The organism is Nocardia terrae (genome assembly GCF_009760405.1).
In the GTDB taxonomy this organism is placed as follows: Bacteria; Actinomycetota; Actinomycetes; order Mycobacteriales; family Mycobacteriaceae; genus Nocardia; species Nocardia terrae.
On record NZ_WRPP01000015.1, the window covers coordinates 89,138 to 115,243 of the forward strand.

Here is a 26,106-nt window from a genome sequence, read left to right on the forward strand (position 1 = left end):
TTCCCTCCAGCGGTACCGAATTAATTCGCGGCGGAATCAGCTCAGCAGACGTTGCTCGTTCGCGACGGCCACGGCGGCCGCGCGGTTGTCGACGCCGAGCTTGGCGTAGATGCGGCCGAGGTGAGTTTTCACGGTGGCCTCGCTGACATGGAGGGCGCGGGCGATTTCGCGGTTTCCGCTGCCCTGGGCCAATTGGGCGAGGATGTCGAGTTCGCGCGGAGTCAAGGCGGGCTGCGGGTTTCGCATGCGGTTGAGAACCCGGTCGGCGATGGGCGGGGAAAGGGCGGTGCGGCCGTGGGCCGCCGAGTGGATGGCGGTGAAGAGTTCTTCGGGGCGTTCGGCTTTGAGGAGATAGCCGGTCGCGCCGGCGGCGATGGCGCGGGTGATGTCGGCGTCGGTGTCGTAGGTGGTGAGCACCAGGACGTGCGGGATGGGCGCGGGAGCGGTGGTGATGCGGCGGGTGGCTTCGATGCCGTCCATATCGCCGCCGAGTTGGAGGTCCATCAGCACGACGTCGGGGTGCAGGCGTGCGGCGAGGGTGACGGCTTCGGGGCCGCTGCCCGCTTCGCCGATGACGTCGATGTCCGGCGCGCTGTCCAGCAGGGCCCGTAGACCTGCGCGGACGACGGCGTGATCGTCGCAGATGAGCAGGCGGACAGGGGTTTTCGTGTCGGTCACGGTCGCTCCAAGGGGACTTCGGCGGAGACGACGGTGCCGTCGCCGGGCGCCGATTCGACGGTGAGGGCGCCGCCCAGTTGGCGCAGGCGGGCGCGCATGGCGGGCAGGCCGTGGCCGCGGTCGGCGCTGGTGGCGGGCGCGGCGGGGTCGAATCCCTTGCCGTCGTCGGCGATGTCGAGCAGCAGCCGGTCACCGAGATCGGTGAGGGTGAGGGTGACGGAGGTCGCTCCGGCGTGCTCACGGGCATTGGCCAAGGCGCCCTGTGCGATTCGCAATAGTGCGGCCTCGACGCCGGGCGGTAGCTCGACCGGGGCACCCTCGATGTGGATGTCCACGGTCAGGGATTCGCCGCGCTCGCGCTCGGCCATCGCCCGCAGCGCCTCGACCAGTGAGCCGCCCGCCAGGTCGGTCGGCGTCAGATCGTGGACGAAGCGGCGCGCCTCGGCCAGATTGTGTTCGGCGACCGCCGCCGCGTCGCGGACATGCGCGCGGGCCCGGGCGGGATCGGTGTCCCAGACCCGGTCGGCGGCCTGCAGCAGCATGCGCTGGCTCGAAAGTCCTTGGGCCAGGGTGTCGTGGATCTCCATGGCCAGCCGCTCGCGTTCGGCGAGCGTGCCTTCACGGCGTTCGGTGGCGGCCAGTTCCTGCCGGGTGGCACGCAAGTCGTCGATGAGGGCGGCCTGACGTTCGGTCTGGCGCAGCAGGCCGACGAACAGCGCGGTGCCCAGCGCGGCCACGGCGGGCGGCGCCAGCAGCACGTTCGGGTCGGCCCAGCCCGCGATCTTCAACTGGGCGTCGACCACCAGCGCGGTCAGCACCGCGACCAGTGCGACCGCCAACCGAAACGGGAGGATCCGCACGCCGGTGTAGAGCAGCGGCACCGCGCACCACACGAAACTGGGTGCGAGCACCACCAGTACCGCCCACGCCGCCACCAGCAGCGCGAACCACACCAGCCGGCGCGAAGCGCGCAGTTCGCTCACCACATAGAGCCCGGCCAGCCCGACGGAGAGCCCGATCACCAGCGGCAGGCGCGGGTTGTCGTGATGACGAAGCACGTACCGCAGCAGCGAGGCGGCCAGCAGCACGTAGAAGGTGCTGTGCACCACGGTGCCCAGCAGCCGGGTGTCCTCGCGGGGCTGCGCGTATCCCCGATCCTGGGACGGCAAGCGGGCACCTCCTCTGCGGCGACGGCGTGGCAAACATCCCTATTCTGACCCGTCCCCGCCCCCGCGAGGGTCATCCGATCGGTTGATACGCGGGTCCGCCGTACCGCACGCCGTTTCCCATCCAGCGCGCCGATGTGCCCGGACGTCCCGGCCAGCAGGCTGGAAGGCGAACAGAGCGAACAGCTTTCAACCCAGATCCGCGGAGGACACCATGACCACCCCTGACCAGTCCAACTCCACCCGTAAGCGCCTGATCATCGGCGGCGCGGCCGCGGCGGTCGTGGCCGCCGGAGTGATCGGCGTGGTGTCGGTGAACGCGCAGGATCCCGATCCGGGCAGCAAGACCCCGGTCGTGGCCGATGTCGCCAATGGCAATCTGCAGCAGAGCACCCATCTGACCATCGCCGCCGCCACCAAGGCAGCGCAGGCCGCCCTCGACGCGGCGGTCAAGGAGAACCAGCACGTGACGGTCGCCGTGGTGGACCGCGACGGCAATACGATCGTGACGCTGCGCGGGGACGGCGCGGGCCCGCAGTCCTACTCCTCCGCGCAGGAGAAAGCGTTCACCGCGGTCTCCTGGAATGCGCCCACTTCTCAGCTGGCCAAGCGTCTCGACGGCGCGCCGCATCTGGCCGACATCAAGGGCACGCTGTTCCTCGCGGGCGGCGCGCCGGTGGCCGCCAAGGGTGGCGCTCCGATCGCGGGCATCGGTGTGGCCGGTGCGCCCAGCGGCGATCAGGACGAGAGGTTCGCGCAGGCGGGTGTGGCCGCGCTCGGTAACTGAGCGGCTGCCGCAGGTTCGGGATTCGATCGCCGGGTGCGGCATCGGGCGCGCCGACACTCGGCACGATTCCGAACCGGTCGGGAGGGAGTACTACTCTTCTCCCGGTGACCGAGTCCGCTGACGGATTGCTGCCCGACCCGAGGGGGGTCGGGCATGAGGAGTTTCCCAGCGCGGATCGACGGAGCGATGCCGACCGGCTGCGATTGTTCTCCTTCGCCACCGCGGAGAAACGGGCCGATTACCTGTGGGTGTTGCGGGCGTTCGACACCGCGCGCGCCGCGTACGTGGTGCTGCTGCACGCCTCCGACGTCGCCGACACGCTCAATCGTTGCCCGGGCGCGCCCGCGCTGACGGCCACCGAGGTCGGGCCGCTGCTCGAGCAGTTGCATCAGTGGGGTGTGCTGGAACGTAGTTACGACGGCACACGGGCGGCGACCCTGGCCGAGTATCGGAACCGGCATTTCGTCTATCAGTTCTCCCAGGCGGGATATCAGGCATATCGGGCGGTTTCGGATGTGCTGGACGCGCGGCTCGACGAAGCGGCGCTGTCGCGGCTGGTGCTGCCGGAACTGCTCGCGGATCTGCACACCCTCGCCGAAGCCAACAAGAGCGCCGACGCGCCGCGCGTGTACCGGGTGCTGAACCGGCTCGACCGGGCACTGTCGGATCTGGCCGAGCGCGCCGCGCACTTCTACCTGACTCTCGGCGATCTGGTCCGCACCACCGAGGCCACCCCCGAGGCGTTCCTCGCGCACAAGGACGCGCTGCTGGCGCACATGCGCGAATTCTCCATGGACCTGGCACGTTTCGCGCCGCGCCTGGCCACCGCCATCCGCGAGGTGGAGGACACCGGCGTCGAGGATCTCATCGAACGCGCCGCCCGCTGCGATGAGCGCGTCCTGCTGAACACCGCTGAGCGCCAGGCTGATTGGCGGGCCCGCTGGCAGGGCCTGCGCGGCTGGTTCATCGGCGACGACGAGGGCGGCCTGACCGAGTGTGAGCGCCTGCGCGAGGCGACCATGAGCGCCATCGCCGCCGTCCTGTCCCTGCTCCGACGCGTCACCGAGACCCGCAAGGGCGGCGTCAGCCGCGAATCCGCGCTGCGCCACCTGGCGGGCTGGTTCACCGCCGCCCCCACCGCCGACGCCGCCCACGCCCTCTACGACGCCGTCTTCGGCCTGGGTCGCCCCCGCCACCTGGCCATGCAGCACCCGGACGCCGACGTCATCCCCGCCATCCGATCCTGGTGGGACGCACCACCTTTGGAGATCGCCCGCACCCTCGCCGAAACCGGCCGCCCACCGACCCCCGGCGCTCCCGCCCGCCTGCAGCGCAACGACGCCGGAATCCGCCGCCTGCGCCAGGTCCAGCTCGACGCCCAGCGCGCCCGCGCCGAGGCCGCCCGCTCCCTCGCCTCCGCCGACCTCTACGACCGCGAACTCGACGAGGGTGAAACCGAGGTGCTGCTGAAACTCCTCGACGCCGCCTCCACCGCCTGGGTCCCGGTCAGCGGCCGCGTCCCGGGCACCTCCGGCTCCGACAACGGCGTGACCCTGACCGTCTCCGAGCACACCGGTTCGACCTTGGTCCGTACCTCCAAGGGCGTGCTGCACCTCAACAATCGACGACTCGAGGTCCGTGAGACGACCGCGATCCGAGTCCGCAAATCGCCTGCGGTGCAAAATGATCGGCCGGGCAAGAACCCACATCGCCCGACTTCCGACAAGTCCGGACCCCGCACCGACTCCGACGCCGCCGAGGTCGGGACCACTGCCTCCCCGTCCACCGACGCGGCTGTCACCGCGGATTCCGGGTCCACCGGCACCGGCCGATCCGAGACCCGTCCGGCCGGTTCCGTTGCGGCTCATACCGACACCGCTGCCACGTTCGGCGGCGGCCCGTCCCACGTCGACCTGGACGACAGCGCCGGGGAGGTGGGCTGATGCACGCGCGGAGTATCGATTCACTGGCGTTGGACAGTTATCAGCGCGCCGCCCGGGTCATCTTGGCCAACCACCTTGTCACCCGCACCTATCCGGATCGGATTGCGCTGCCGCTGCTTCGGCGGTGGGCGACGGAGTTGCGGGAGGATCTGGCCGAGCTGTTCGGGTATCGGCTGGAGGTCACCGAGACCACGGCGCGGTTGTTTCCGGTGCTGGATCGGCTCGAGGCGGGGCGGCCCGCGCGGACTACCGGGGACCGGTTGTTCGATCGGCGGCGATACGCCTATCTGGCGCTGGCGTTGGCGGCGTTGGGGCGGGCCGGGGATCAGATCACGTTGTCGGAGTTGGCGGATCAGGTGGCGGCCTATACCGAGCGGGTGGAGGGGCTGGAGCTCGCGCCGGATCGGGCGGCGGATCGGGATGCGTTCGTGGACGCGGTCGGCTGGCTGGCGGCGCGCGGTGCGGTCAGTCTCGCCGATGGCGATGCGGGCGGGTGGGCCAGTGATCCCGAGGCCGGGGAGGCGCTCTACGACATCGACCGGTCGATCGTGTTCGCCTTGTTCCGGCCGCCGCGGGCGCTGCAGCATCTACAGAGCGTGACCGGCCTGCTGGGCGAGGAGGCGGGTGGGGCCGATACCCGTTCTCCGGCAATGGCTCTGGCCGCCCGCAAGGTGCGGCGCGCGTTGGTCGAGCAGCCGGTGGTGTACGCCGACGAGCTCGACGAGCCCGAACGCTCGCTGCTGGCGCAGGAGAAGCTGGTCACCGAGGTCGAGTACCTGACCGGCCTCCGTGCCGAGCGGCGCGCGGAAGGGGTTGCGCTGATCGACTCTTCGGGCAGGCTCTCGGATGTGCGTTTCCCCGGCACCGGAACCCTCGCGCAGGTGGCCCTGCTGCTGGCGGGTGAGATCGCCGATCTGGTCCTGGATATCGACAATCCGGTGGAGCGCAGGCAGCGCCCGGACCGCCCGCTGACCGATCTGGCCGAGCAGCTGGACTCCGCGATCCCGGCCACGACCGTCTTCACTCCGCTGGCCGATCCCCTGGACATCTTCGGCCCGCAGGAGGATTCGGACGAGGACACGGAAGAACCGGAGATTCCGGACTTCCCGTTCATCGAGTCGTCCTGGATCCGCGACACGGTCAAGATGCTGACCGACCGCTACGGCAACACCTTCGCCGCCCAATGGCAGGCCGACGTCCCCGGGCTGACCGCCGAGACGGTCTCGCTGCTCGAACGCCTGCGCCTGGTGGAGCTGGTCGACGGCGGCCTGCTCATCCTGCCCGCGCTGGCCCGCTACCGGGGCGCGATCGTCACCATCCGCACCCGTGCGGAAACCGAATTGTTCATCTCCCCCACGCGATTGGGCGCGGACGGCTCGACAGAGAAGGGATCCGGCGACTGATGGCCGACCACATTCACGGTGGAGTGCGCTTCGTCCCCACCCGCGCGGGCATCATCAACCTGTGGGACTACCGCGATCAGGAGTTCTGTTTCGCGGACGGCCGCCTGGTGCTGCGCGGGCCCAACGGCTCGGGCAAGACCAAGGCGCTGGAGGTGTTGTTCCCGTTCGTGTTCGACGGGCGGATCGAGCCGCGCCGGCTCAACCCGTTCGCGGGCGAGGAACGCACCATGAAGTCGAACCTGTTGTACCGCAAGCAGGAATCGGCCTACTCGTATGTGTGGATGGAGTTCGCGCGCGGGACCTGGGATGAACCGGAGACGGTGACCATCGGCATCGGTATGCGCGCCACCCGCTCCAATGACAAGGTGACGCGCTGGTATTTCGTCGCCGACGGCCGTGTCGGCGTGGACTTCTCGCTGCTGGGCCCCGACGACCGGCCGTTGACACGTAAGCAGCTGGCCGAGCAGATCGGTTCGGACGCCATCGTGGACCGCCCGGTCGAGTACCGGAATGCCATCGACGCCCGCATGTTCGGGCTCGGCCAGCAGCGCTACGACCAGCTGATCAATCTGATCCTGACGCTGCGCCGCCCGCAGCTGGCCAAGAACCTCGACCCGCGCGGGCTCTCGCAGGCTCTCACCGACGGTCTGCGTCCGCTCGACGAGCAGCTGATCCTCGACGCGGCGCGCTCCTTCAGCGATATGGAGGAGGTCGGCCGTACCCTCGAGGGCCTCGTCCAGGCCGATTCCGCGACCCGCGATTTCGTCAAGGTTTACAACAAATACCTTGCCGTGCAAGCGAAGACCGATATCGACCAGGTGCAGGCCCGCCTGGACGCGGTCACCCACGCGAGCACCGCCCTGCACGCCGCGGCGGCCCTGCGCAAGCGTCGCGACACCGAGCGCGCCGCCGCCGAAACCCGCGCCGAGGACTCCGATCGCGCCTACGAGCAGGCCCTCGCCGACCGCGAAACCCTGCAGCGTTCCAGCGCGTACGAGGGCAAGCAGCAGCTCGACGATCTCGCCGACGCCGTGCGCCGCCTGGAGACTTCCGCGGCGGTCCACAACGACAAGGCTTTGAAGTCCCGCCAAACCGTCGACCAGCGTCTGGAGGAATCCGAGCGCGCCCTGGCCGCGGTCAACAACGCCGCCTCGGCGCTGGCTCGCGGCGAGGACGAATTGCGTTCCGCCGCAGAGGAAGCCGGAATCGCATGGACTTCCCTGTCCGAGTCCGCCCGCGCCGACCACCTCACCACCACCGTCCGCTCTCACGCCGAGGAGCGTGACGCCGACGTCCGCGCCGTCCGCCGCGCCCTGACCCTGGTCGACCAGGCCGTCACCGAACGCACCCGCGCCGAGCGCGCGGGCCAGCGCGCCCTCGAACTGCGCGAATCCGCCGTCGCCGAACTCGCCGAGGCCGAAGCCGAGGTGGCCTTGGCCCGCGCCGACACCGCTACGGCCCTGCGCGATTGGTGGGACACCCACCGCGAGGTCTACACCCCCATCCGCACCGGCCTGTTCGAGGCGATCAACGACGCCCTCGCCCAGGTCGGCACCGAGCAGGCTCCCCGCCAGGACGCGAAAGCCGCGCGCCGGGCCAAGAAGGGCCGCAACGCCGAGCCCGACACAGCCGGAAACCGTCCCGCGGCAACGAGTGAGGGCGGCGCGGCGCTCGACGCCGCCGAGGCGCGGGCGGCAGCGCTCGACGAGGTCGCCGCGCCCGCCACACCGGCCGAGGTGCTGGCCGAGCGCACTGAGCCGCTGACCGATGAGATCCGCGGCCGACGTCAGGAGGCACGCGCGCGTGCGGCGCAGGCGACGGCCCGGGCGGGCGAGCTGCGGGCCGAACGGGAGTCGGTCGCGGCCGAACGGGATGACGCGCCAACCGGTTTCGCGGCCCGGACGGATACTCGGCCGGAGCGTCCGGGCGCGCCGTTGTGGCGGCTGGTCCGCTTCGCGGATGCCGTCGATGCCGTGGAGGCGGCGGGCATCGAGGCGGCCCTGCAGGCGGCGAACCTGCTCGACGCCTGGGTGTGCCCCGGCGACGAGCTGCCCGATCACGCGTCCGACCAGTTCCTGGTGCCGTTGCCGCCACAGGAGCGGCCGGGCGGGCGCACGCTGGCCGATGTGCTCGTCGTCGAGGACGACACCGACGCACTGACGGTGCCGCGCGAAGTGGTGGCCGACGTACTGGCCTCCATCGCGCTGTACGAGGCCGCCACGACCGCGTCCGGCGGCGGGTCGCCTATCGCCCAGGCGCACAAGGTATCCGGGTCCGATGCTCAGCCGGTCTCCGGCACGGGATCCGTCACGATCGCCACCGATGGCCGGTTCCGGCAGGGTGTGCAGGTCGGTCGTCACTTCAAGGCGGACGCCGAGTTCATCGGCACGACCGCGCGGGCCCGGCGGCGGGAGTTGCGGCTGGCCGAGCTGGCCGCGGCCGTCGAAGCCGCCGAGCTCGAGGCCGAGACCGCCAAGGCCGAGGAGCAGGCCGCGACCGAGGAGCTGGCGAGGATTTCGGCTGCGGCCAAGGCGCTTCCGCGCACCACCGCCGTGACCGCCGCGCTGCGCGGGGTGGCCGAGGCCGCGGGCATGCTGCGGTCGCGCTCGGAGGCGGCGGGGCAGGCCGAGAAGGATCTGGATCAGGCGGTGGCGGATTACACCGCCGCGGACAAGAAGGTGCGGGCCATCGCGGCCGATCATCGCGCGCCGCGGGATCCGGCCGAGCTCGACGCGTTGGCCGCCGCTGTAAGGCATTTCGAGAACGCGGGCACCGCGTTGTTGCGGTTGCGCGGGGATCATCAGCGCGAGCACGAGCGGTCACGGGAGGCCGGGGACCGGCTCGAGGAGTCCAAGGATCTGGCCGAGGCGTTCGCCGAGGAGGCCGAGGCGGCGCGATCCGGGTATCAGGAGCAGTTGCGCAAGCTCGAGACATTGCGGGAGGCGTTGGGCGCGGGAGCGGCCGATATCGATCGCGAGCTGGAGCTGGCCCGGGAGAAGATCGAGGCGGCACGGGCCGAGCAGAAGGCGGCGCGCAAGGCGGCCGCGGAGGCCATCGAGGCGGTCGGTGCCGCTGAGGGTGCGCACCGGGCGGCACACGACACGCTCGGCACCGCGTTGACCGAATTGCTCTCCGACGTCCGGCATTTGGCCCCGTACGCGCGGCCGGACCTGCTCAGCCTGCTGGGTGCGCCCGCCGAGAGCCGTTGGCCCAGCAGCGATGCCGCGTGGTCCACACCTGAGCAGCTGCTGTACCGGATCGAGAACGGCGATCCCGAGCAGGAGCCCAAGGTGCTGCCCGACGAGGTGGCCGAGCTGTTCCAGAATCTCGCCGCCGCAACGGGTTCGGTGCGCGCGGGCGAGGCGGCCCGCAAGTCGACGCGCAGCGCGGTCACCACCGCTCTGCAGGAGTTCGATGCCGCGTTGACGGCCGCACGCCAGGATTACCGTCTGCACTGGGATGCCGCCGACGGCCTGACCGTCGTGCAGGTCCACGACGATCACGGCCTGTCCTCGCTCGCCGATTTCGCCGAGCGCATCGGCGCGGCCCGCCACGATCAGGAGCTGCTGCTCACCGACGCCGAGCGCCGCATCCTCGAGGACGCCCTGCTCACCGGTCTGGCCCAGCAGATCCACGAACGCACCAGCGACGCCCGCGATCTCATCTCCCGCATGGGCACCGAGATGAAGCAGCGCCGCATGTCCTCGGGCAACACCATCGGCGTGCACTGGGTGCTGGCCGACAACCTGTCCGAACCGGCCCGCGCGGTCTGCAAGCTGCTCGACCGCGACTCCGCCGATCTCACCCCCGAGGATCTGTCCACCATCCGCGCCTACTTCGCGGCCGAGATCCGCACCGCCCGCGCCGCCCACCCGGAGCGCTCGTTCCCCGAGATCCTCGCCGCCACCCTGGATTACCGCACCTGGCGCATCTTCTCCTTCACCATCATCACCTCCGACGGCACCGAGGACCGCCTCACCGTCGCCCGCCACAGCACCTTGTCCGGTGGCGAACAGTCGGTTTCGCTGCACCTGCCGTTGTTCGCGGCGGCCCACGTCATGCTCGACTCCGCCGACCCCCAGGCCCCCCGCCTGCTCGCCCTCGACGAGGCTTTCGCCGGCGTCGACGACAACGGCCGCAGCGAACTCCTCGGCCTCTCCGTCCAATTCGACCTCGACCTGTTCATGACCGGCTACGACCTCTGGATCACCTACCCCCACGTCCCCGCCTGCGCCCACTACGACCTCGCACACTCCGCCGCCGAGAACACCGTCAGCGCGACCCTCCTCGTCTGGGACTCCGCCGACCTCCTCGCCGAACACGACGGCTCCGACCTCACCACGGCCCTCGGCTCCCCCAACCGCCGCCGCCTGCCCCACGGGTTGGAGGGCGCGATCCCCTTGGACGAGGAGCTGGAAACAGTTAGCTGACAACCATCCGCTCGTCATCGCGACGTGGTCGGTTCGGTAGCTGAAACCGCCGAACCCGACTGGAGCAAACTCACCGAACCCCAACGGGCGCAGGCCCAGTCGCCGCGTGTGCAGCTCGCTGATGCCGATCCGGATGGGCGGGTTATCCGACGAATCGTCACAAGACGAAGCGTTGTCGATGGTCCGGCGACTCCGTCGTCACCGAAGGCATGCTCGAGGCCGCGATACGCCCGGTCCCATCAGCTGCTTCTCCGTCACCGGCGAAGGGCCTGTCCCGGCTGTTCGCGCTGGGCCGAGGGGTCCGAGCGGTACCAGGAGCGGAGGGAGCGCATGAGGGTGGTTTGTTTGTCGGCGTGGGCGCTCATGCGGTGGAGGATGTCGGAGAGGGTGGAGACGGCGTCGGAGATGCGGGGGCCCTTGTTGAGCATGACGCATTCGGCGCGGACTCCCATGGCGGCGTCGGTGATCTCGGCGCGGGAGGGGCGGCCGGAGCGGGCGAGTTGGTCCAGGACCTGGGTGGCCCAGATGACGGGGAGGTGGGCGGCCTCGCAGAGCCAGAGGATTTCTTCCTGGAGTTCGGCAAGGCGTTCGTAGCCGCATTCGACGGCCAGATCGCCGCGGGCGATCATGACGCCGGCACGGGGGCGGCGCATGACCTCGAGGAGGATGGCGGGAAGGTTGCGGAAGCCCTGGGCGGTTTCGATTTTCACGATGACGCCGAGGTCGGCGCCGCCGAGTTCGTCGAGGGCGGCGAGCAGATCGGCCACGTCCTGCGGGGTGCGCACGAACGACATTTCGACCAGGTCGGCGTGTTCGATGACGAATGGCAGGTTGGCGCGGTCGGTTTCGGTCAGGGCGGGGACGGGCAGGGTGGTCTCGGGCAGGTTGACGCCCTTGCCCGCCCGCAGTTTGCTGCCGACCGCGGTGGCGTCGGTGATGGTGACGGTGATGGTGTCGGGGCCGCAGTCCAGGATCCGGCCGGTGATCTTGCCGTCGTCGAACAGGATCGGCTGGCGGCGACGGACATTGCCGAACACCTCGGGCAGCGTGCAGCCGATGCGGGGCAGGCCCTGCGGCGGGACCGCGGCGGGAGCGCAGTCGCGGGTGAGCAAAAGAGTGTCCCCGGGCGAGAGCACCAGATACTGCTCGACGGCGGGCAGCGGGCCGACCTCGGTGATCTCACCGGCATCGGTGACCAGCTTGGTACCGGTCATCACGTAGGCGGTGCGTCCGGTGCAGGCAAGCGCACCGCTGGCGTCGGCGTGCACGACGGTGAACACGCGCTTCGCGTCCCTGGCGTCACGCAGGCGAAAGGTGGAGGTGGGAGCCAGGTACGGTAGCCAGGCGGCATCCACCGGCAGCACCGGAATGCCCTCGCGCGGTGGCGGACTCGGGTGCTCGACCGGGGTCAGCCAGCACCACGCGGTCTCGGTGACCCGGCCCAGCACATCCCGCTCCGGACGCAGCCGCACCACCCGCGGCCCCTCGGCCACCGGACCGGTGCGCAGTTTCGGCCCGGCCAGATCCATTGCGACACGGCACGACTCCGCGCCGGCGCGGCGCAGTTCGGCGATCATGGCGGCCCAGGCGGCGGGATCGTCGTGGGCGCAGTTGATCCGGGCGACGTCCATGCCGCGATCGATCAGATCGCTGATCAGCTGGGTGTCGGCGGCGGCCGTGCCGGGCAGGGTGACCATGATGCGGGTGGACCGCCGCGCGGGCGCGGGGCCCAGCAGCTCCCGGGTGTGCCGCCGCAGAGCGCCCTGCTGCGTGGCGTACCCGCTGGGCGGCAACAGATCCCCGGGCCCATCGTGTGCCATGGCCTGAGCCGCCGCGCTGAGCGCCGACAACGTCTGCCCGACATGTCCCTGGCTGCGCCCCAGCGAGGACAGCCCGAACGCGGCCAGCCGCCGCTGCAACCCGCGCAGATCGAACTGCCGGATCGCCCAGTAGTGCACGAGATTCACCGCGCCGGACCGATTGCGCGGATCGACCCGCGCGATCTGCGCCGCCCACCGCTGTTCCGCGTCGCCGAGGGCGGCGCGCAGCGTCTCGATCTCGGCGAGGATGGCGTCCAGGTCGCTGGTGGGCACGGCACAAGTCTGGTGGCGGTGTTCTCCCCCGCCTAGGGACCTTCGCCCCCGAAAAGGACATACCTCGCCCCGAACCCCTCGCTGTCCCAGCGGGTTCCACCCCTGCCGCCGGGCCGGTCGGTTCTCGACAACTCCCCGTCGACCGATCATGGCGACGATCCGGGCGGACGGGATGCCCGGCGAATCGTCACGCGACGGACCGCCGTCGCTCACGCGCCCGATTCCGGGACCGCGGGCACCACCCCACCGCACCGAGGTTCGCGCCGTTTGTCCGCCTGGCCCAATTCGGAATCCGATTGTGTCCGAATCGGGGTCGGCAACCCCACTGAACGCCGAGTTGGGAGCCCTCCCCGTAGTGCCCTGACTCCCACCCGATTCCGCGTGTCGCGGCGCGGCGCGCCGTAAGGATTGGACCATCGGCAAATCAACAGTTTCGCGGTTGGGCGTCTATCGACTAAAAATGTTCTCCGTGCCTACCGGAATCACCTGTCAGCCATCGGGACTCCCTGGACGGGGGACCAATTGACGATCGAACATCCGCGCGAGGACGAGGTCAGCCTGCTGGCGGAACGGGTCGAGAAGGCCCGCGGTCGGTTGGCGTACCAATACGATCCCGCTCTCACCGATGCGCTGTCGGAGGCCGAGCTCGTCGCCGAGCGCGAACTAGCCGAGCGCATCCGCGAGCAGGAGCGGGCTCAACGCTGGAAGCAGACCGAGGCCGCGGCGCACGCCGCCGATCGGGCCCGGCAGACCACCGAAGAGATTGAGAAGGCCGACATTCGCGACTTGCTGCTCGCCCGCAAGGCGATCGCCGCGCAACGGCGGGAATCGAGTCCGCACGCCAAACTGGCGTCGCTGTACAAACATCGGGCGTGGAGCCAGCGGGCGCTGGCCGGTGTGGTCGCCGCGGGCATGCTCTGGTCCGCGGTCAACGTGCAGCACAACATCGCGCCCGGCGGGGCCAGCGATCCGCTGTACTGGTTCAGCTACCTGCTCGAGGGCATGATCTCGGTCTGCCTCGTGATCATCATGATCGGCACCAACAAGGTCGCCGAGTGGGGTGTGATCGACAGCCGCCGCCAGGTCGTGGTGGCCGAGATGGCGCTGCTGAGCCTGACGGTCATCCTGAACACCTACCCGTACATCAAGACCGGCAGCTGGTACGACGTGGCGGTGCACGCCATCGCCCCGGTCATGATCGGTGTGGCGCTGCTCATCCACAATGCCGCGGCCGGACGGTACGGCCTGGCGATCGTGCGGGCCACCGACCAGATCCGGGATCTACCCGATCCAGGAGAACAACTACGCCGCGCAGCACCGACCGTAGTGTCCTGGCCGACTCGCCCGCAGCCGCCGACGGTGGCCACCCCGACCCCGGCCCTGCCCGCGGCCCCCGCCGAACCCGAGCGGACCGTTGAGGCCGACGCCCAGGTCGTCGAGCCCGACACCCGCGCCACCAAGTCCGAGAACCATTCGAACAACGGCAAATCCACCGACAAGGAACGCCGCTCCGCCACCGGCAAGCCCCGCAAGGCCGAAGAGGACGAGCGCTCCCCGCTCGCCGACCTGACCGACCCGGTCCCCCCGCTCAACGTCTACGACACCGGCCAGTTCCGGATCGCCGAGACCCTCGAGCAGGAACTCGCCGAACTCCAGGCCGCCCGCCGCCGCGCCCGCGCCGCCTCGCGCTCCCGCAACGGCAGCTCCCTCGACGACGACTGAGCCCCGAACCTTCCGCGGTCCGAATCGGCGGTCCGCCAACAGCTCCGGCCGATCCACCGCCCGCGCCCCGGTGTCCGCAACCAGCGGCACCGGGGTCGCGTCGTTTCCGGGCGGGCACCCGTCGGCCGCATGGTCGGCGCCCGCCACACCTCCTCCGGCGGATGCGGATAGAAGTGGTCGAGCTCGATGGTGGTGAACCACGATGTCGCGCACGCCGAGCACGCTCACCGCGTACTCGATGCTCGCCACCACGCCGCTGGCCGCGCCCGGCATGTGCGGGGGCACCAGGTTCCCGGCATTGCGGATCACGAACAGTTCCCCGGCTTCGGCGGAGGAGATGAGCTCCGGCACCACCCGGGCGTCGGAAACGCCGATGAACGGCCCGGCCTTGCGGTGCATCCCGACGACAGGGGGTACGGCCCGCACCGATTCGGTTGAGCGCGTAGGCCCGCAGGAAGAGGCGCTCAGTCGGCCGTTGACAGCAGTTGGGGCGGAATCCGGGAATCGATGCGTTCGCGGGCGTGCGAGCAGTCCTGAAAGGCGTTGGGGCACTCCAAGGCGTGCTCGATGAGCGCCTTGGCGGCCTGCGCATCGGCTATGCGGCGCTCCAGGGTGCGAACGTGCTCGCGCAGCAGGTCGGTGTGCGCCATGGGATCCGGGGTCGAGAGCAGTGTTTGCAGCTGGCGGACACCGAAACCCGCCTCCCGGGCGAGCAGGATCAGGGCGATACGGCGGACGTCCTGGGGACCGTAGCGGCGCTGGCCGGCCTGTCGCCGCGGGGTCAGCAAACCCTCGCTCTCCCAATAGCGGAGCACGTGCGCGGGCAGGCCGAACCGGGACGCCAGCTCACCGATGGTGAGAGCGCTTGCCTTCATGTGCACATTAACCGGCACCGTGGCCCTCATGCGCAATACCTCCGACGCGGCGACCGGCCGCGCAACCGAATTCCGCTGGACACCGGGTCTTCTGGTGGCGTTGGCCGCCCTGTGCCTGGCTCAGCTGCTCGAGACCGTCGATATCACGGTCGTCAATGTCGCCCTGCCCGCACTGCGTACCCGGCTGGGCTTCTCGGCCGCCACCCTGCACTGGGTGATCACCGCCTACACGATCTGCTTCGGCGGCTGTCTGCTGCTGGGCGGCCGGATCGGCGATCTGGTCGGATATCGACGGGTATTCGCCTCCGGCACCGCCGTATTCGGCCTCACCTCGCTGGCGTGCGCGCTGGCCGGGAATGCGGGCGAATTCGTGGCGGCGCGCGGACTGCAGGGCGCGGCGGCCGGATTCGTCTCCCCGATGACGCTGGCGCTGCTCGCGGCGATCTTCCCCGAGGGCAGGCCCCGCACGATCGCGGTCACGGTGTGGGGTGCGGCCACGGCGGTCAGTGGTTCGCTCGGTTTCGTAGCGGGAGGGTTGCTGGTGGACGGGCCCGGGTGGCGGTGGATCTTCGCGATCAACCCGGTGATCTGTGGCGTCGTCCTAGCGGCGGTGCTGCGGTTCGTTCCGGCGGCCGCGCCCACCTCACCGGGCGGACGGTTCGATGTCGTGGGCGCGGTGGTATCCACTTGCGCCGCCGGACTGCTCGTCTACGGCGTCACACAGATCGGCGAGCACTCGTGGCGAGCGCCGAGCGCCTTCGTACCGCTGGCCGCCGCCATGCTCCTGCTGACGTATTTCGCACTGCACGAGACACGCCTGGCCGCCCATCCCCTGATCCCCCTGCGCCTGTTCACGATTCGCACGGTGGTCGCGGCCAACCTGACCCAACTGTTGATCTCGGGCGCCATCTACGCGCTGTTCTATCTGCTGTCGCTGGAGTTGCAGCAGCTGCTGGGCAGCAATGCCCTCGGTACCGGCTCGGCGCTGGTCCCCTTCAGCGTGCTGCTGCTCGTCTGCGCGGGCGCGGGACCACTCGTGGTGCGCTATCTCGGATTCCGCGGCAGCATTGCCGCCGGCGGGCTGATCGGCGCGACCGGCATGCTGGCCCTCGCCCATACCGTGACGGCCGACGGCCCCACCCACGCGGTGGTCCTCCCCTCCCTGATCGTTGCCTTCGGCTTCGCGCTCACCTTCGTCCCGATCACGGTCGCGGCCGTGACCGGCGTCCCGCCGACCGACCACGGCATCGCCTCGGGCCTGGTGAACGTGACCCGAACCCTCGGCGGCGCAATCGGTCTCGCCGTGATCGCGGCGGCCACCACCGGCCGCACCAACCACCTGCTCAACACCGGTTCCTCTGCCCACCAAGCCCTCGCCGGCGGATTCCGCCTCGGCTTCGACCTCTGCGCGATCCTGCTGTCCCTCGCCGCGCTCGCCGCGATCCTGCTGCTGCACAGCGAAGGCCGCGGCCACATTCAGACCCCGAACCCATTCCCCGAGAACACCAACCCTTGACTTTCCCACCAGGAAAGTGGACTCTTACTTTCCAGGAAGGAAAGTGACCCTGCCAGCGAACAGGAGCCCACGACATGGGAATCTTCCGCAAGACCAAACGTGACCCCGACAACCCACCCCAAGAGCAGCCATCGGAAGCACCCACCTCCGATGAACAAGCCAAAGCCCGCCGCCGCCGACGTCGCCGCCTACTCGGAGGCGCCTACACCGGCGGCTGGAGCGGAAGCTGACCCCACCCTCCGGCATCAACGACGCCGAAGCTTCCCACTCCCCGCACCGGCGGCGAACGCCTCCCATTCGTCCATCGCGAAGACCAACGCGGGACCGGTGGGATCCTTCGAGTCGCGCACGCCCACTTCGCCACCATCCAGGAAGGCAACCTCGACACAGTCGGATCCTCCCTGGCTGTAGCTCGATTTGAACCACCGGACACGAGTCGGGTCATCGTTCACTCTCGTATCTCCTTGCCATCTCTCGCAACAGGTCTCGGCTCGCACGAGGATCCAGGCTTGCGGCCCGGAGCTTTTCGAATGCCTGCCAGAACATGCTTACATCCGTTCTCTTCTCGAGGTACGCGCTACCGGCGTAGCCCTCGCAGTAGACCTGGGAAGGATCCGCCACCTTCTTGCCGAGAGCGTCACGGCCGAAATCCATGATCGTGAACGGAGGCAGCGCCGCACCCAGCGGGAAGCCCGCCCGGAAAGGCAGCACACGAAGCTCGATGTTCGGGCGGGTGCCGATATCCGCGAGGTGCCGACATTGGGCCGACATCAGCTTATTGTCCCCCACAACGGTTCTCAGCACGTTCTCGTGCAGGACCACCGACGCATCGGTGGGCAGATGCGAGCGAGTCAGGATGTGTTGCCGCTGAAGACGAATCCGTATGCGCCGATCGAGTTCGTCCTCGGTGTCATCCGGAAAGTACAACCGGTCGAGAGCCCTTGTGTAGTCGGTCGTCTGAAGCAATCCATGCATGATGAGAGACTGGAAGATCGTCAACGCCGTTGCGCTGGACTCCAATCCAACATAGAGGTTGGCCCAGGACGGAATCAGATCGCCGTATGCGTGCCACCACGTCTTCGCGGGAACCTGTTCGGCCAGCCCACGCGCGATGGCCGTAGTCGCGTCGTCCAGGCCGTACGCCTCGCAGAGCGACGGAATCAGATCGCCGTATGCGTGCCACCACGTCTTCGCGGGAACCTGTTCGGCCAGCCCACGCGCGATGGCCGTAGTCGCGTCGTCCAGGCCGTACGCCTCGCAGAGCGCCAGAATATCGGTGACCCTGATCTTTTCGGTCTCGCCGCGCTCCAGGCGACTCAGCGTCGGCCGACTCCATTGCACAAGAGCCGCAGCCCGCTCCAGGTTCATCCCCGTCGCCGAGCGCGCTTCCCGTAGCAACCGGCCGAGCTGCCGACGCGGCAGTGTGGTCTCGGTATCTTCGGACTGCTCGTTCGCCATGCGCCCGCCTTCTCACTGGATCGATTTGTTCCTCTCGTTTTGAGACAGACGTTAGGCTCCTCTCGAGACGCGAACTGCGGCTTTACCTCAATTCCGCAGATTCGGTGCGCGCGCCTCCCTCGCGTGGGTGCGTGTCGCATGGTTCACCCATGACCACTGCTTCGATAGCCGATCGGAGGCGACTCCGATGACCTGGATCGACGATTTCTGCGAGGACGCCTATGTCGACGGTCGCCGCCGCGCCGAAGGGATCTTGAAGATCCATGCCTCCTGTAGCCCGCCGTGTCCGAGAGTTCGCGCCAATGCCGAATTCCTCGGGGTGGATTCAGGCGGTGAGGGCTGTGCGGCGGCGCCAGGTCCAGCGCAGTAGGCCGACTCCCACCGCCAGGGTGATCACGTTGATGCCGAGTTCGATCAATCCGCCTGCGCCCGAACGCCACCAGATGCCGTTCTCGAGGTCGTAGAGCGCGTCGAGGCAGAACAGGTAGATCGCCGAGCCGCCGCCGGCGAGCAGCCACAGCAAGGTGGTGGCGTGGCGGGTGATCAACGCGATGGCGGCGGCGAGCACGCACACCGCCAGCCAGGCGTCGGCCAGCGGGAAGGCGTTCTCGAATTCGATGTAGGCGGGGCGGTCGTTGCTGGCGACCGCGCCGCGGGCGCTGAACCAGAGCACCCAGTAGACGATCAGGATGAGCAGGCTGGCCGCGAGCACCATGAGCACGCGATTCCGGGACCTGTCACTGACCTCGAGCTGTACCGACACCCCGCCATTGTGAAACACCGGCCCCCACACGGAGATCGAAACGCGTCACGGGCCGGGGAAGATCAGCGCGCCGGCGATTCCGCCGGAACCACCACGGCCGAACGGGGTTGGGCGGGGGTGCCGGCGTGCTGGAGGTAGCCGAGCCAGCCGGTGCCGACGAAGATCGCGAGCAGGACCGCGGTGGGGAGTTCGAGGAGGAGCCAGCCGGTGGCGAAGACGACGTCTCGGACGGGGTGGGCGCGGCGGGTGACGCGGACGGGTGGGCGTTGGTGCCGGAGTGTGCCGTGATTGGAACGGTACTGCCTGCCCTGCCTGACCACCAATGCCTCCATCACTGAGAAGTACCGAACCCAGAATGCCGAATCGGCGGTGTGCGCACAGCTGCGAACGAGCGGACATCGGGATGTCCTGGATTGGGGCTGGGCACGCACTCGCACCAGGGAGTATGCACAAACCGCAGCGATATTGGGGTCGGATTGACCGGACATACCGGTTCGTCACGCCTGGTGTGTCGCCGCCCACCAGGCGTTTCCGTGACGCAGCCGCTATCCGCCCAAGCCCGAGAAGTCCCGCAGCACAACATGATTGCGGTCCACGAGACTGCCCAGCGCGTGATCGGGATGCAGGCCCAGATATTGGCTGCGGGTGCGGGTACTCCATCGGCGCGCCGCCTCGCACCGCGTCTTATAGAAGTTGACCATGTATCCCCCCTCGTAGACGCGCACCAGCGTGTACCCGCCCGGATACTCCTTGACCGCGCCCACCTCGAGGAATTCCACGCCGATCCCGGAATCGGGGCGGCTCAACCGATTCCGATGCGTGTGCCCACTGTGATGCAGGAACACACCGGGCGCGGTCGCGTACATGGCGTGCAGCGCGGCCGCGTTGAACCGGTCCATGACGAATCCGGGTCCGCCCGGATTGCTCACCGCCGCATGCCGGGTCACCGGATGGTGGCCGAAAACCAGTGTCGGACGGTCGGGTTCGCCGCGCAGCAGTTCGCGCAGGTGCGCCAGCTGGGGTGGGCTGATGGTGCCGCCCGCGCCGCGCGGGCGGGTGGTGTCGAGCCCGATCAGCCGCAGCCCGCCGACGAAGTATTCGACGAGCCGGTCGCGCGGATGGAACACCTCGCCCCAGTGGTCGGGCTCTTCGGGCGGCCGAATGTCGTGGTTTCCCCTGCACACGAAGTAGTCCCGGCCCAGCGCGCCCCAGCCGTCGAGGCGCCCCGCACGCCGCGCGCCTGCTCGGCGGTGCCGGAGTCGGTCATATCGCCCGCCACGATCAGCTGGTCCACCCCGCGGTCCGGTAGCCGCAGATCCTCGAGCACGGCCTGCAGCATGAATTCCGGATACTCGTCGGTCTGGTGCCGCAGCCCCTCGAACAATCCGGCGAACAGTCCGCTGGCCGGTTCGCCGTAGTGCAGGTCGTTGGTGAGCGCGAGGGTGCGGATCAGCCGTCCCGGCGGCGGGGTCAAAGTCGTGAATACGCCGGTGGATTCGGGTGTTCCGGATCGCCGCGTCACCCGTGTCCGGGCCGGCATCGCGCGGCGGCCGTCGGAGTACGCCTCGAATCGATAGGCCCGTCCCGGTTCCAGATTCCGGATCTCCGCGTAGTGGTAGGCCGTCCGCTTCCCCTCGAAGTGCAGGGTCCGCGGTGCACCGCGGCCGTCCGCGGGCCCCACCCGCACCTCGGTGTCGGTGGGCACCGGCCGCGCTCGCCCGGCCCGGTTGCGGGCCCGCGTGGTCCAGGTGATGACGGCCGAATGATCGGTCACCGTCACGACTTCCAGATCCGAGGCCACGATGGCCTCGCGTCGTTCGCGCCGCGCCTCCGCGGCGAAGACCGGGCGCGGGGTGCGCACGGCCACCGCCGCGCCCGCGCTCGCCGCATTGGCCAGCCACATGGTCCGAAGTCGCGGTTCCAGCATCACATCTCCGTCCGCCGTGTCCCCCCAGGAGCGACGGTACGGTTACCAGATAAACCACCAGGTGCCCGAACATGACCGATCAGCTTCCAATTCCGGACATTCAGGTCACCTCCGGGCGTTCCGGGCGTCAGAACGGCTTGGTGGGCAGGTACTTTCCATCCAGAGTGATGACGGCGCGCTCCCCGCCCTCGGGATCGGCGACCTTCTTCACGTCCAGCTTGAAGTTGATCGCGGAGATGATGCCGTCGCCGAACTGCTCGTGCACCAGCGCCTTCAGCGTGGTGCCGTAGACCTGCAGCATCTCGTAGAAGCGGTAGATGGTCGGGTCGGTCGGCACGCCGCCGGGAATCGAGCCGCGCATCGGGATGGTCTGCAGCAGCCGGGCCGCGTCCTCGTCGAGCTCGAGCAACTCGGCCACCGCGAGCGCGGACTTCTCCGGCAGCGGGTGCTGACCGAGCACGGCGGCGGTGGTGAAGGCGACCGAGAGCCCGGCGGCGTCGGCGATCTGCTGCCAGGTCAGATCCTTGGCGATCTTGGCGGCCACGGCGATATCGGCGAGGGCTTCGCGGGCGGTCGGGTCGAACTGTGCGTGCACCATGAGGGTGACTCCTTCTGTGGGTTGGGATCTGTGGGAATTCGGAATGGATTCAGGCGGCGAGCGCGGTGAACTCGCCGGCGGCGTCGAGCGCCTCGACGCGCCCGGTCCCGATGTCGTACACCCAGCCGTGCAGGGTGAGTGTGCGCCGGGCCAGCGCCTGCGCCACCGCGGGATGGGTGGCGAGGTTGGCCAGTTGCGCCACCACATTGTGGCGAACCAGCGCCGATACCGCTGGGGCACCGGTGATTTCGGGCGAGACCCGGGCGACCGCGGCATCGGCGTGGCGCAGCCAGCCCGCGACCGCGGGCATCGCCGAGAGGTCCTGCCGCTGCGCCAGCGCGGTCATGGCGCCGCAGGCGGAGTGCCCGCAGACCACGATGTCGCGCACGCCGAGCACGCTCACCGCGTACTCGATGCTCGCCACCACGCCGCTGGCCGCGCCCGGCATGTGCGGGGGCACCAGGTTCCCGGCATTGCGGATCACGAACAGTTCCCCGGCTTCGGCGGAGGTGATGAGCTCCGGCACCACCCGCGCGTCGGAACAGCCGATGAACAGCGCGCCGGGCCGATGGTCACCCGCGAGGCGGGCGAACAGCCCGGCCTTGTCCGGGAACACGTCGCGCTGGAACCGCTCGAGACCGTCCGCGAGATTCGGCATGGGGACTCCTCTCCGAGAATGTCGGCCCGCTCGGGCTGACGAGTTCCACACTGCCTGAACTGGACCTATAGTGTCCAAGTCGCAGTATCGATCGATTCGATTGATCTCATCTATAGTTGTTCCGTGACACCCGAACTGCGGCATCTGCGTTACCTGCTGGCCGTCGCCGAGCACGGCAACTTCACGCGCGCCGCCGAGGAACTGCACGTGTCCCAGCCGACCCTGTCGCAGCAGATCCGGCAGTTGGAGCGGTTGGTCGGCGTGGCGCTGCTCGACCGCACCGGGCGCTCGGTCCGGCTCACCGACGCGGGCGTCGTCTACACCGACCACGCCCGCCGGGCACTGCGCGAGCTGACCGCCGCCGACCGCGCGGTCCATGATGTCGAGGACCTCACCCGCGGCACCCTGCGGCTGGCAGTGACCCCGACCTTCACCGCCTACCTGGTCGGACCGCTGGTCGCCGAATTCCACGCCGAGCACCCCGGCATCACCCTGGAGGTGATCGAAAGCGCCCAGGAGGCCATGGAATCCGCGATTCTCGCCGACGAGATCGACCTGGGCATCGCCTTCGCCGGAACCTCACTGCCCGGCATCGAGACCACCGCGCTGTTCGAAGAGGCGCTGAGCCTGGTCGTGGGCGAACACCACCGCCCCGATACCCCACTGCCCGTCACCGCCTTAGCGGATGCGGAACTGGCTCTGCTCAGCCGCGACTTCGTCACCCGCGGCCACATCGACGACTACCTGAGCGCGCACGGCATGACACCCCGAATCACGGTGGAGGCCAACGCCATCCACTCGGTCCTCGAGATCGTGCGCCGCACCACCCTCCTCACCGTGCTCCCACCCGCCATCGCCGCCGCCTACCCGGGCCTGACGACCCTCGACCTCGACCCGCCGCTGCCGACCCGCACCGTGGCCCTGCTACGCCGCGACCACGCCTACCGCTCGGCGGCCGCCCGAGCCTTCACCCAGCTGTGCGGACAGTGGGTCCGAACCCGTTTCCCGCCCCCGCGAATTCCGGAGCGGAAAACTCGAACCCGATCCTGAACAGCCGATTCACGGTCCCTCCCATGGCGACTGCCCGGTCCGCGGCCGAAGGTGACTCCGACCCGACCCGGGACCCACCCGACCGCCATCGACCCGTTCGCCAGGGGAGCCGCCATGAATCCGCCAGCACCGATCGACCTGTCCTCCGGGCGATTTCGCCCGGCCTCCATCCCCGCACGACTGCTCGCCCGCACCATCGACGCCGTCATCGTCGCGATTCCGGTCGGGGCACTGACCACCCTCATCATCTCGGAATCCGCCACCGACTCCGCCTACTCCACCCCCGATTCCGCGACCGGCATCTCCTCGGCCCTGCTGATCGCCGCACTCGCCGTAGCGGTCAGCGGCCCGTACGAGATCTCCTGCATCGCCGCCAGCGGCACCACACTCGGCAAACGAGCCCTCGGACTGCGAGTTGTCAACGCGCACACCTCTTCCCCACCACGCGACGGCACCGGCACCGGCACCGCCTTCACCCGCTGGGCCAACCTCACCATCCCGGGCCTGCTCACCGGCGGTGCCTGGACCCTGCTGTGCGCCGCCTCCTGCACCCCCGGCCACCGCGGCTGGCACGACCGAGCCGCCCTCACCTACGTGATCGCTGACCGCTAGCGGTCAGCGGTCGCTGGCGTCGGGCAAGCGGGCGGGGCAGGGGGCGTCGGGGGCGGTGGCGAGTTCGAAGTGCCACCACTCGTTGTCGTACATGCGGCACAGGCCCCAGTGGTTGCCGTTGTCCTCGAGCCATTGGGCGCCCTCGCGGGGGCCGACGTCGATGGCTTGGCCGGTGACGTGGGTGGATTCGCTGGGCGGGAGGACCCAGCGGCGGGCGGCCTCGGGGCTGCCGTAGGTCTGGAGGCCGTCTTCCCAGAGGGCTTCCTGTTCGGCCGGGGTGCGGTAGCCGGAGGTGATCGACAACGAGACGCCTTGCGCGTGCGCTTCGGCCGCCGCGGAGTTGTAGGCGGCGGCCAGACTCGGGTCGAGCCCGTCGGTACCGGCGGCGATGGACTTCGCGGCGGGCGCACCCGCCGCGGTGAGACTCACGTCCGGCGAAATGTCCTGTGCGGCAACGGTGACAGCGGAGAACGAGCCGCCCACCAGCCCCGCGCCGGCCAGGACGGCCACCGCCGCCGCGCGCCGCGCGCCGGGCACCCGCCGGGTCGCCGGAATCTCCGTGCTGGCCGTACCCATGTGCTCGCTCCTCGTTCGGACTACACCGCCCCGGATCCCCCGGCCCTGTCTCCGGACCGGGCGATCCACGAATTCTGCCGCACGACAGCCGATTACACGGCTCGGCGACCGCCGACACCGGCCGGGCGGAGGCTCCGCCCCACCGCGACCGGACACCCCGACCTAGACGCGTTCCTTGGAGCGCTCGCGCACGCGCAGGGCGATCGGCTTGGAGGTCTCGGCGAAGAAGTCGTTGCCCTTGTCGTCGACGACGATGAAGGCCGGGAAGTCCTCGACCTCGATCTTCCACACCGCTTCCATGCCGAGTTCGGGGTATTCGAGAACCTCGACGGACTTGATGCAGTCCAGGGCGAGGCGCGCGGCGGGGCCGCCGATCGAGCCGAGGTAGAAGCCGCCGTGCTCCTTGCACGCCTTGGTGACCTGCGCCGAACGGTTGCCCTTGGCCAGCATGACGTGCGAGCCGCCCGCGGCCTGGAACTGGTCGACGTAGGAGTCCATGCGGCCCGCGGTGGTCGGGCCGAAGGAACCCGAGGCGTAGCCGTCGGGGGTCTTGGCGGGACCGGCGTAGTAGACGGCCATGTCGCGCATGTACTGCGGCATGGGCTCACCCGCGTCCAAGCGCTCCTTGATCTTGGCGTGCGCGATGTCGCGGGCCACCACCAGCGGGCCGGTCAGCGAGAGCCGGGTCTTCACCGGGTACTTCGAGAGCTCCTCGCGGATCTCGCTCATCGGCCGGTTCAGGTCGATCTTCACGACGTCGCCGCCGAGGATCGAATCGGTCTGCTCCGGAAGGTAGTGCGCCGGTTCACGTTCCAGCTGCTCGAGGAACACGCCCTCGGGGGTGATCTTGGCCAGCGCCTGACGGTCCGCCGAGCAGGACACCGCGATGGCGACCGGGCAGGACGCGCCGTGGCGCGGCAGGCGGATGACCCGAACGTCGTGGCAGAAGTACTTGCCGCCGAACTGCGCGCCGATGCCGAAGGACTGGGTCAGCTTGAAGACCTGCTCCTCGAGCTCGAGGTCACGGAAGCCGTGCGCGGCCATCGAGCCCTCGGTCGGCATGTTGTCCAGGTAGTGCGCGGAGGCGTATTTGGCCGTCTTCAAGGCGAATTCGGCCGAGGTGCCGCCGATCACGACCGCCAGGTGGTACGGCGGGCAGGCCGCGGTACCGAGCGAGCGGATCTTCTCGTCCAGGAACTCCAGCATGCGATCGGGGTTCAGGATCGCCTTGGTCTCCTGGTACAGGAACGACTTGTTAGCCGAGCCGCCGCCCTTGGCCATGTAGAGGAACTTGTAGGACGGCTGCGCGGGATCGCCCGGCTGCGAGTACAACTCGATCTGCGCGGGCAGGTTGTTGCCGGTGTTCTTCTCGTCCCACATGTTCAGCGGCGCGAGCTGCGAGTAGCGCAGGTTCAGCTTGGTGTAGGCGTCGAACACGCCGCGCGAAATCCATTCCGCGTCATCGACTCCGGTGAGCACGCCCTCGGACTTCTTGCCCATCACGATGGCGGTGCCGGTGTCCTGGCACATCGGCAGGATTCCGCCCGCCGAGATGTTCACGTTCTTGAGCAGATCCAGCGCCACGAAGCGGTCGTTGCCGCTGGACTCCGGATCGTCGATGATCTTGCGCAGCTGGGCCAGATGCGCGGGCCGCAGGTAGTGGCTGATGTCGTGCATCGCCTCCGCGGTGAGCATCCGCAGGACCTCGGGCTCCACCTGCAGGAAGGTCCGGCCACCCGCCTCGAACGTGCTCACGCCCTCGGTGGTGAGCAGCCGGTACGGCGTCTCGTCCTTACCGATGGGCAGCAGATCCGAATACAGGAAATCAGGCGCGGTCACGAATCGCACTCC

22 protein-coding genes and 1 pseudogene are annotated in these 26,106 nt (G+C 69.4%); 8 read left to right on the forward strand and 15 right to left on the reverse strand.

The features are described from left to right. Nucleotides 1–36: 36 nt before the first annotated feature. Both GPX89_RS42015 and GPX89_RS42020 read right to left on the reverse strand, forming a co-directional pair. On the reverse strand, nt 37–678 hold the full coding sequence (locus GPX89_RS42015; RefSeq protein ID WP_328602944.1) for a response regulator transcription factor: 642 nt from the start codon (nt 676–678) through the stop codon (nt 37–39). Beyond that, complete coding sequence (locus GPX89_RS42020; protein WP_157393355.1) at nt 675–1,847, reverse strand: sensor histidine kinase; 1,173 nt, start codon at nt 1,845–1,847, stop codon at nt 675–677. The genes GPX89_RS42015 and GPX89_RS42020 overlap by 4 nt, the downstream gene beginning before the upstream one ends. A 211-nt stretch (nt 1,848–2,058) precedes the next feature. On the opposite strand from GPX89_RS42020, the gene GPX89_RS42025 reads away from it, so the two are divergent. The 4 genes from GPX89_RS42025 to GPX89_RS42040 all read left to right on the forward strand — a co-directional run bounded on the left by GPX89_RS42025 (nt 2,059) and on the right by GPX89_RS42040 (nt 10,407). After that, the gene (locus GPX89_RS42025) at nt 2,059–2,631 is read left to right on the forward strand and encodes a GlcG/HbpS family heme-binding protein (RefSeq protein ID WP_157393356.1); all 573 of its coding nucleotides are present in this window, start codon (nt 2,059–2,061) and stop codon (nt 2,629–2,631) included. Between the two features lie 104 nt (nt 2,632–2,735). Beyond that, nucleotides 2,736–4,574 carry a TIGR02677 family protein gene (locus GPX89_RS42030; RefSeq protein WP_407939573.1) on the forward strand — a complete coding sequence of 613 codons (1,839 nt, stop codon included), beginning with the start codon at nt 2,736–2,738 and terminating at the stop codon, nt 4,572–4,574. Further along, nucleotides 4,574–5,977: a TIGR02678 family protein gene (locus GPX89_RS42035; protein ID WP_157393357.1), complete on the forward strand. Its 1,404-nt coding sequence runs from the start codon at nt 4,574–4,576 to the stop codon at nt 5,975–5,977. The genes GPX89_RS42030 and GPX89_RS42035 overlap by 1 nt, the downstream gene beginning before the upstream one ends. Continuing rightward, nucleotides 5,977–10,407: a TIGR02680 family protein gene (locus GPX89_RS42040; protein WP_157393358.1), complete on the forward strand. Its 4,431-nt coding sequence runs from the start codon at nt 5,977–5,979 to the stop codon at nt 10,405–10,407. Before GPX89_RS42035 ends, GPX89_RS42040 begins: the two co-directional genes overlap by 1 nt. A gap of 254 nt (nt 10,408–10,661) precedes the next feature. On the opposite strand, the gene GPX89_RS42045 is transcribed toward GPX89_RS42040, so the two are convergent. Continuing rightward, on the reverse strand, nt 10,662–12,500 hold the full coding sequence (locus tag GPX89_RS42045) for a pyruvate kinase (protein WP_328602945.1): 1,839 nt from the start codon (nt 12,498–12,500) through the stop codon (nt 10,662–10,664). Nucleotides 12,501–13,022: 522 nt separating this feature from the next. Between GPX89_RS42045 and GPX89_RS42050 the strand changes: the two genes are divergently transcribed. Next, nucleotides 13,023–14,222 (forward strand): hypothetical protein, encoded by a 1,200-nt coding sequence (locus GPX89_RS42050; RefSeq protein ID WP_157393359.1) that lies wholly within the window; start codon nt 13,023–13,025, stop codon nt 14,220–14,222. A gap of 195 nt (nt 14,223–14,417) precedes the next feature. Here the strand turns inward: GPX89_RS42050 and GPX89_RS42055 are convergent. Further along, nucleotides 14,418–14,621, reverse strand: a pseudogene (locus GPX89_RS42055) (carbonic anhydrase); the annotation flags it as partial. A 65-nt stretch (nt 14,622–14,686) separates the two neighbouring features. Then, nucleotides 14,687–15,097, reverse strand: a complete 411-nt coding sequence (locus GPX89_RS42060) for a helix-turn-helix domain-containing protein (RefSeq protein WP_157393360.1) — start codon at nt 15,095–15,097, stop codon at nt 14,687–14,689. A 28-nt stretch (nt 15,098–15,125) separates the two neighbouring features. Between GPX89_RS42060 and GPX89_RS42065 the strand changes: the two genes are divergently transcribed. Continuing rightward, a complete protein-coding gene (locus tag GPX89_RS42065; protein WP_157393361.1) occupies nt 15,126–16,613 on the forward strand; it encodes an MFS transporter in 1,488 nt (495 codons plus the stop codon). A gap of 245 nt (nt 16,614–16,858) precedes the next feature. Here GPX89_RS42065 and GPX89_RS42070 read toward each other — a convergent pair whose 3' ends face one another. The 8 genes from GPX89_RS42070 to GPX89_RS42100 all read right to left on the reverse strand — a co-directional run bounded on the left by GPX89_RS42070 (nt 16,859) and on the right by GPX89_RS42100 (nt 22,017). Then, a complete protein-coding gene (locus GPX89_RS42070) occupies nt 16,859–17,110 on the reverse strand; it encodes a DUF397 domain-containing protein (protein WP_328602946.1) in 252 nt (83 codons plus the stop codon). Continuing rightward, nucleotides 17,055–18,071 (reverse strand): helix-turn-helix domain-containing protein, encoded by a 1,017-nt coding sequence (locus GPX89_RS42075; protein WP_157393362.1) that lies wholly within the window; start codon nt 18,069–18,071, stop codon nt 17,055–17,057. Before GPX89_RS42075 ends, GPX89_RS42070 begins: the two co-directional genes overlap by 56 nt. A gap of 325 nt (nt 18,072–18,396) precedes the next feature. Then, a complete protein-coding gene (locus tag GPX89_RS42080; RefSeq protein WP_157393363.1) occupies nt 18,397–18,834 on the reverse strand; it encodes a hypothetical protein in 438 nt (145 codons plus the stop codon). 62 nt (nt 18,835–18,896) lie between these two features. Beyond that, nucleotides 18,897–19,154, reverse strand: a complete 258-nt coding sequence (locus GPX89_RS42085; RefSeq protein WP_157393364.1) for a hypothetical protein — start codon at nt 19,152–19,154, stop codon at nt 18,897–18,899. Nucleotides 19,155–19,379: 225 nt separating this feature from the next. Further along, nucleotides 19,380–19,961 (reverse strand): metallophosphoesterase family protein, encoded by a 582-nt coding sequence (locus GPX89_RS45210; RefSeq protein WP_235949315.1) that lies wholly within the window; start codon nt 19,959–19,961, stop codon nt 19,380–19,382. Beyond that, nucleotides 19,907–20,761, reverse strand: a complete 855-nt coding sequence (locus tag GPX89_RS45215) for a fibronectin type III domain-containing protein (RefSeq protein ID WP_235949317.1) — start codon at nt 20,759–20,761, stop codon at nt 19,907–19,909. The genes GPX89_RS45210 and GPX89_RS45215 overlap by 55 nt, the downstream gene beginning before the upstream one ends. A 127-nt stretch (nt 20,762–20,888) precedes the next feature. Continuing rightward, nucleotides 20,889–21,359, reverse strand: a complete 471-nt coding sequence (gene cynS, locus GPX89_RS42095) for a cyanase (protein WP_157393365.1) — start codon at nt 21,357–21,359, stop codon at nt 20,889–20,891. A 49-nt stretch (nt 21,360–21,408) separates the two neighbouring features. Continuing rightward, nucleotides 21,409–22,017 (reverse strand): carbonic anhydrase, encoded by a 609-nt coding sequence (locus GPX89_RS42100; RefSeq protein ID WP_157393366.1) that lies wholly within the window; start codon nt 22,015–22,017, stop codon nt 21,409–21,411. Between the two features lie 123 nt (nt 22,018–22,140). Between GPX89_RS42100 and cynR the strand changes: the two genes are divergently transcribed. Together cynR and GPX89_RS42110 are read left to right on the forward strand one after the other, a co-directional pair. Continuing rightward, entirely contained in the window at nt 22,141–23,067 is a 927-nt protein-coding gene (cynR, locus tag GPX89_RS42105; RefSeq protein ID WP_328602947.1) for a transcriptional regulator CynR, read from the forward strand. Between the two features lie 114 nt (nt 23,068–23,181). Next, entirely contained in the window at nt 23,182–23,679 is a 498-nt protein-coding gene (locus GPX89_RS42110) for an RDD family protein (protein WP_157393367.1), read from the forward strand. Nucleotides 23,680–23,682: 3 nt separating this feature from the next. Here GPX89_RS42110 and GPX89_RS42115 read toward each other — a convergent pair whose 3' ends face one another. Both GPX89_RS42115 and GPX89_RS42120 read right to left on the reverse strand, forming a co-directional pair. Further along, nucleotides 23,683–24,189: a M15 family metallopeptidase gene (locus GPX89_RS42115; protein ID WP_407939575.1), complete on the reverse strand. Its 507-nt coding sequence runs from the start codon at nt 24,187–24,189 to the stop codon at nt 23,683–23,685. Between the two features lie 228 nt (nt 24,190–24,417). Further along, the gene (locus GPX89_RS42120; RefSeq protein WP_328602948.1) at nt 24,418–26,094 is read right to left on the reverse strand and encodes a fumarate hydratase; all 1,677 of its coding nucleotides are present in this window, start codon (nt 26,092–26,094) and stop codon (nt 24,418–24,420) included. Nucleotides 26,095–26,106 lie beyond the last annotated feature (12 nt).

Coding starts and splice junctions, on each gene's coding strand:
- GPX89_RS42100 (WP_157393366.1), bottom strand. CDS start 22,017: ATGCCGAATCTCGCGGACGGTCTCGAGCGGTTCCAGCGCGACGTGTTC.
- GPX89_RS42110 (WP_157393367.1), top strand. CDS start 23,182: ATGAATCCGCCAGCACCGATCGACCTGTCCTCCGGGCGATTTCGCCCG.
- GPX89_RS42025 (WP_157393356.1), top strand. CDS start 2,059: ATGACCACCCCTGACCAGTCCAACTCCACCCGTAAGCGCCTGATCATC.
- GPX89_RS45215 (WP_235949317.1), bottom strand. CDS start 20,761: ATGCTGGAACCGCGACTTCGGACCATGTGGCTGGCCAATGCGGCGAGC.
- GPX89_RS42060 (WP_157393360.1), bottom strand. CDS start 15,097: ATGAAGGCAAGCGCTCTCACCATCGGTGAGCTGGCGTCCCGGTTCGGC.
- cynS (WP_157393365.1), bottom strand. CDS start 21,359: ATGGTGCACGCACAGTTCGACCCGACCGCCCGCGAAGCCCTCGCCGAT.
- GPX89_RS42065 (WP_157393361.1), top strand. CDS start 15,126: ATGCGCAATACCTCCGACGCGGCGACCGGCCGCGCAACCGAATTCCGC.
- GPX89_RS42075 (WP_157393362.1), bottom strand. CDS start 18,071: ATGGCGAACGAGCAGTCCGAAGATACCGAGACCACACTGCCGCGTCGG.
- GPX89_RS42035 (WP_157393357.1), top strand. CDS start 4,574: ATGCACGCGCGGAGTATCGATTCACTGGCGTTGGACAGTTATCAGCGC.
- GPX89_RS42040 (WP_157393358.1), top strand. CDS start 5,977: ATGGCCGACCACATTCACGGTGGAGTGCGCTTCGTCCCCACCCGCGCG.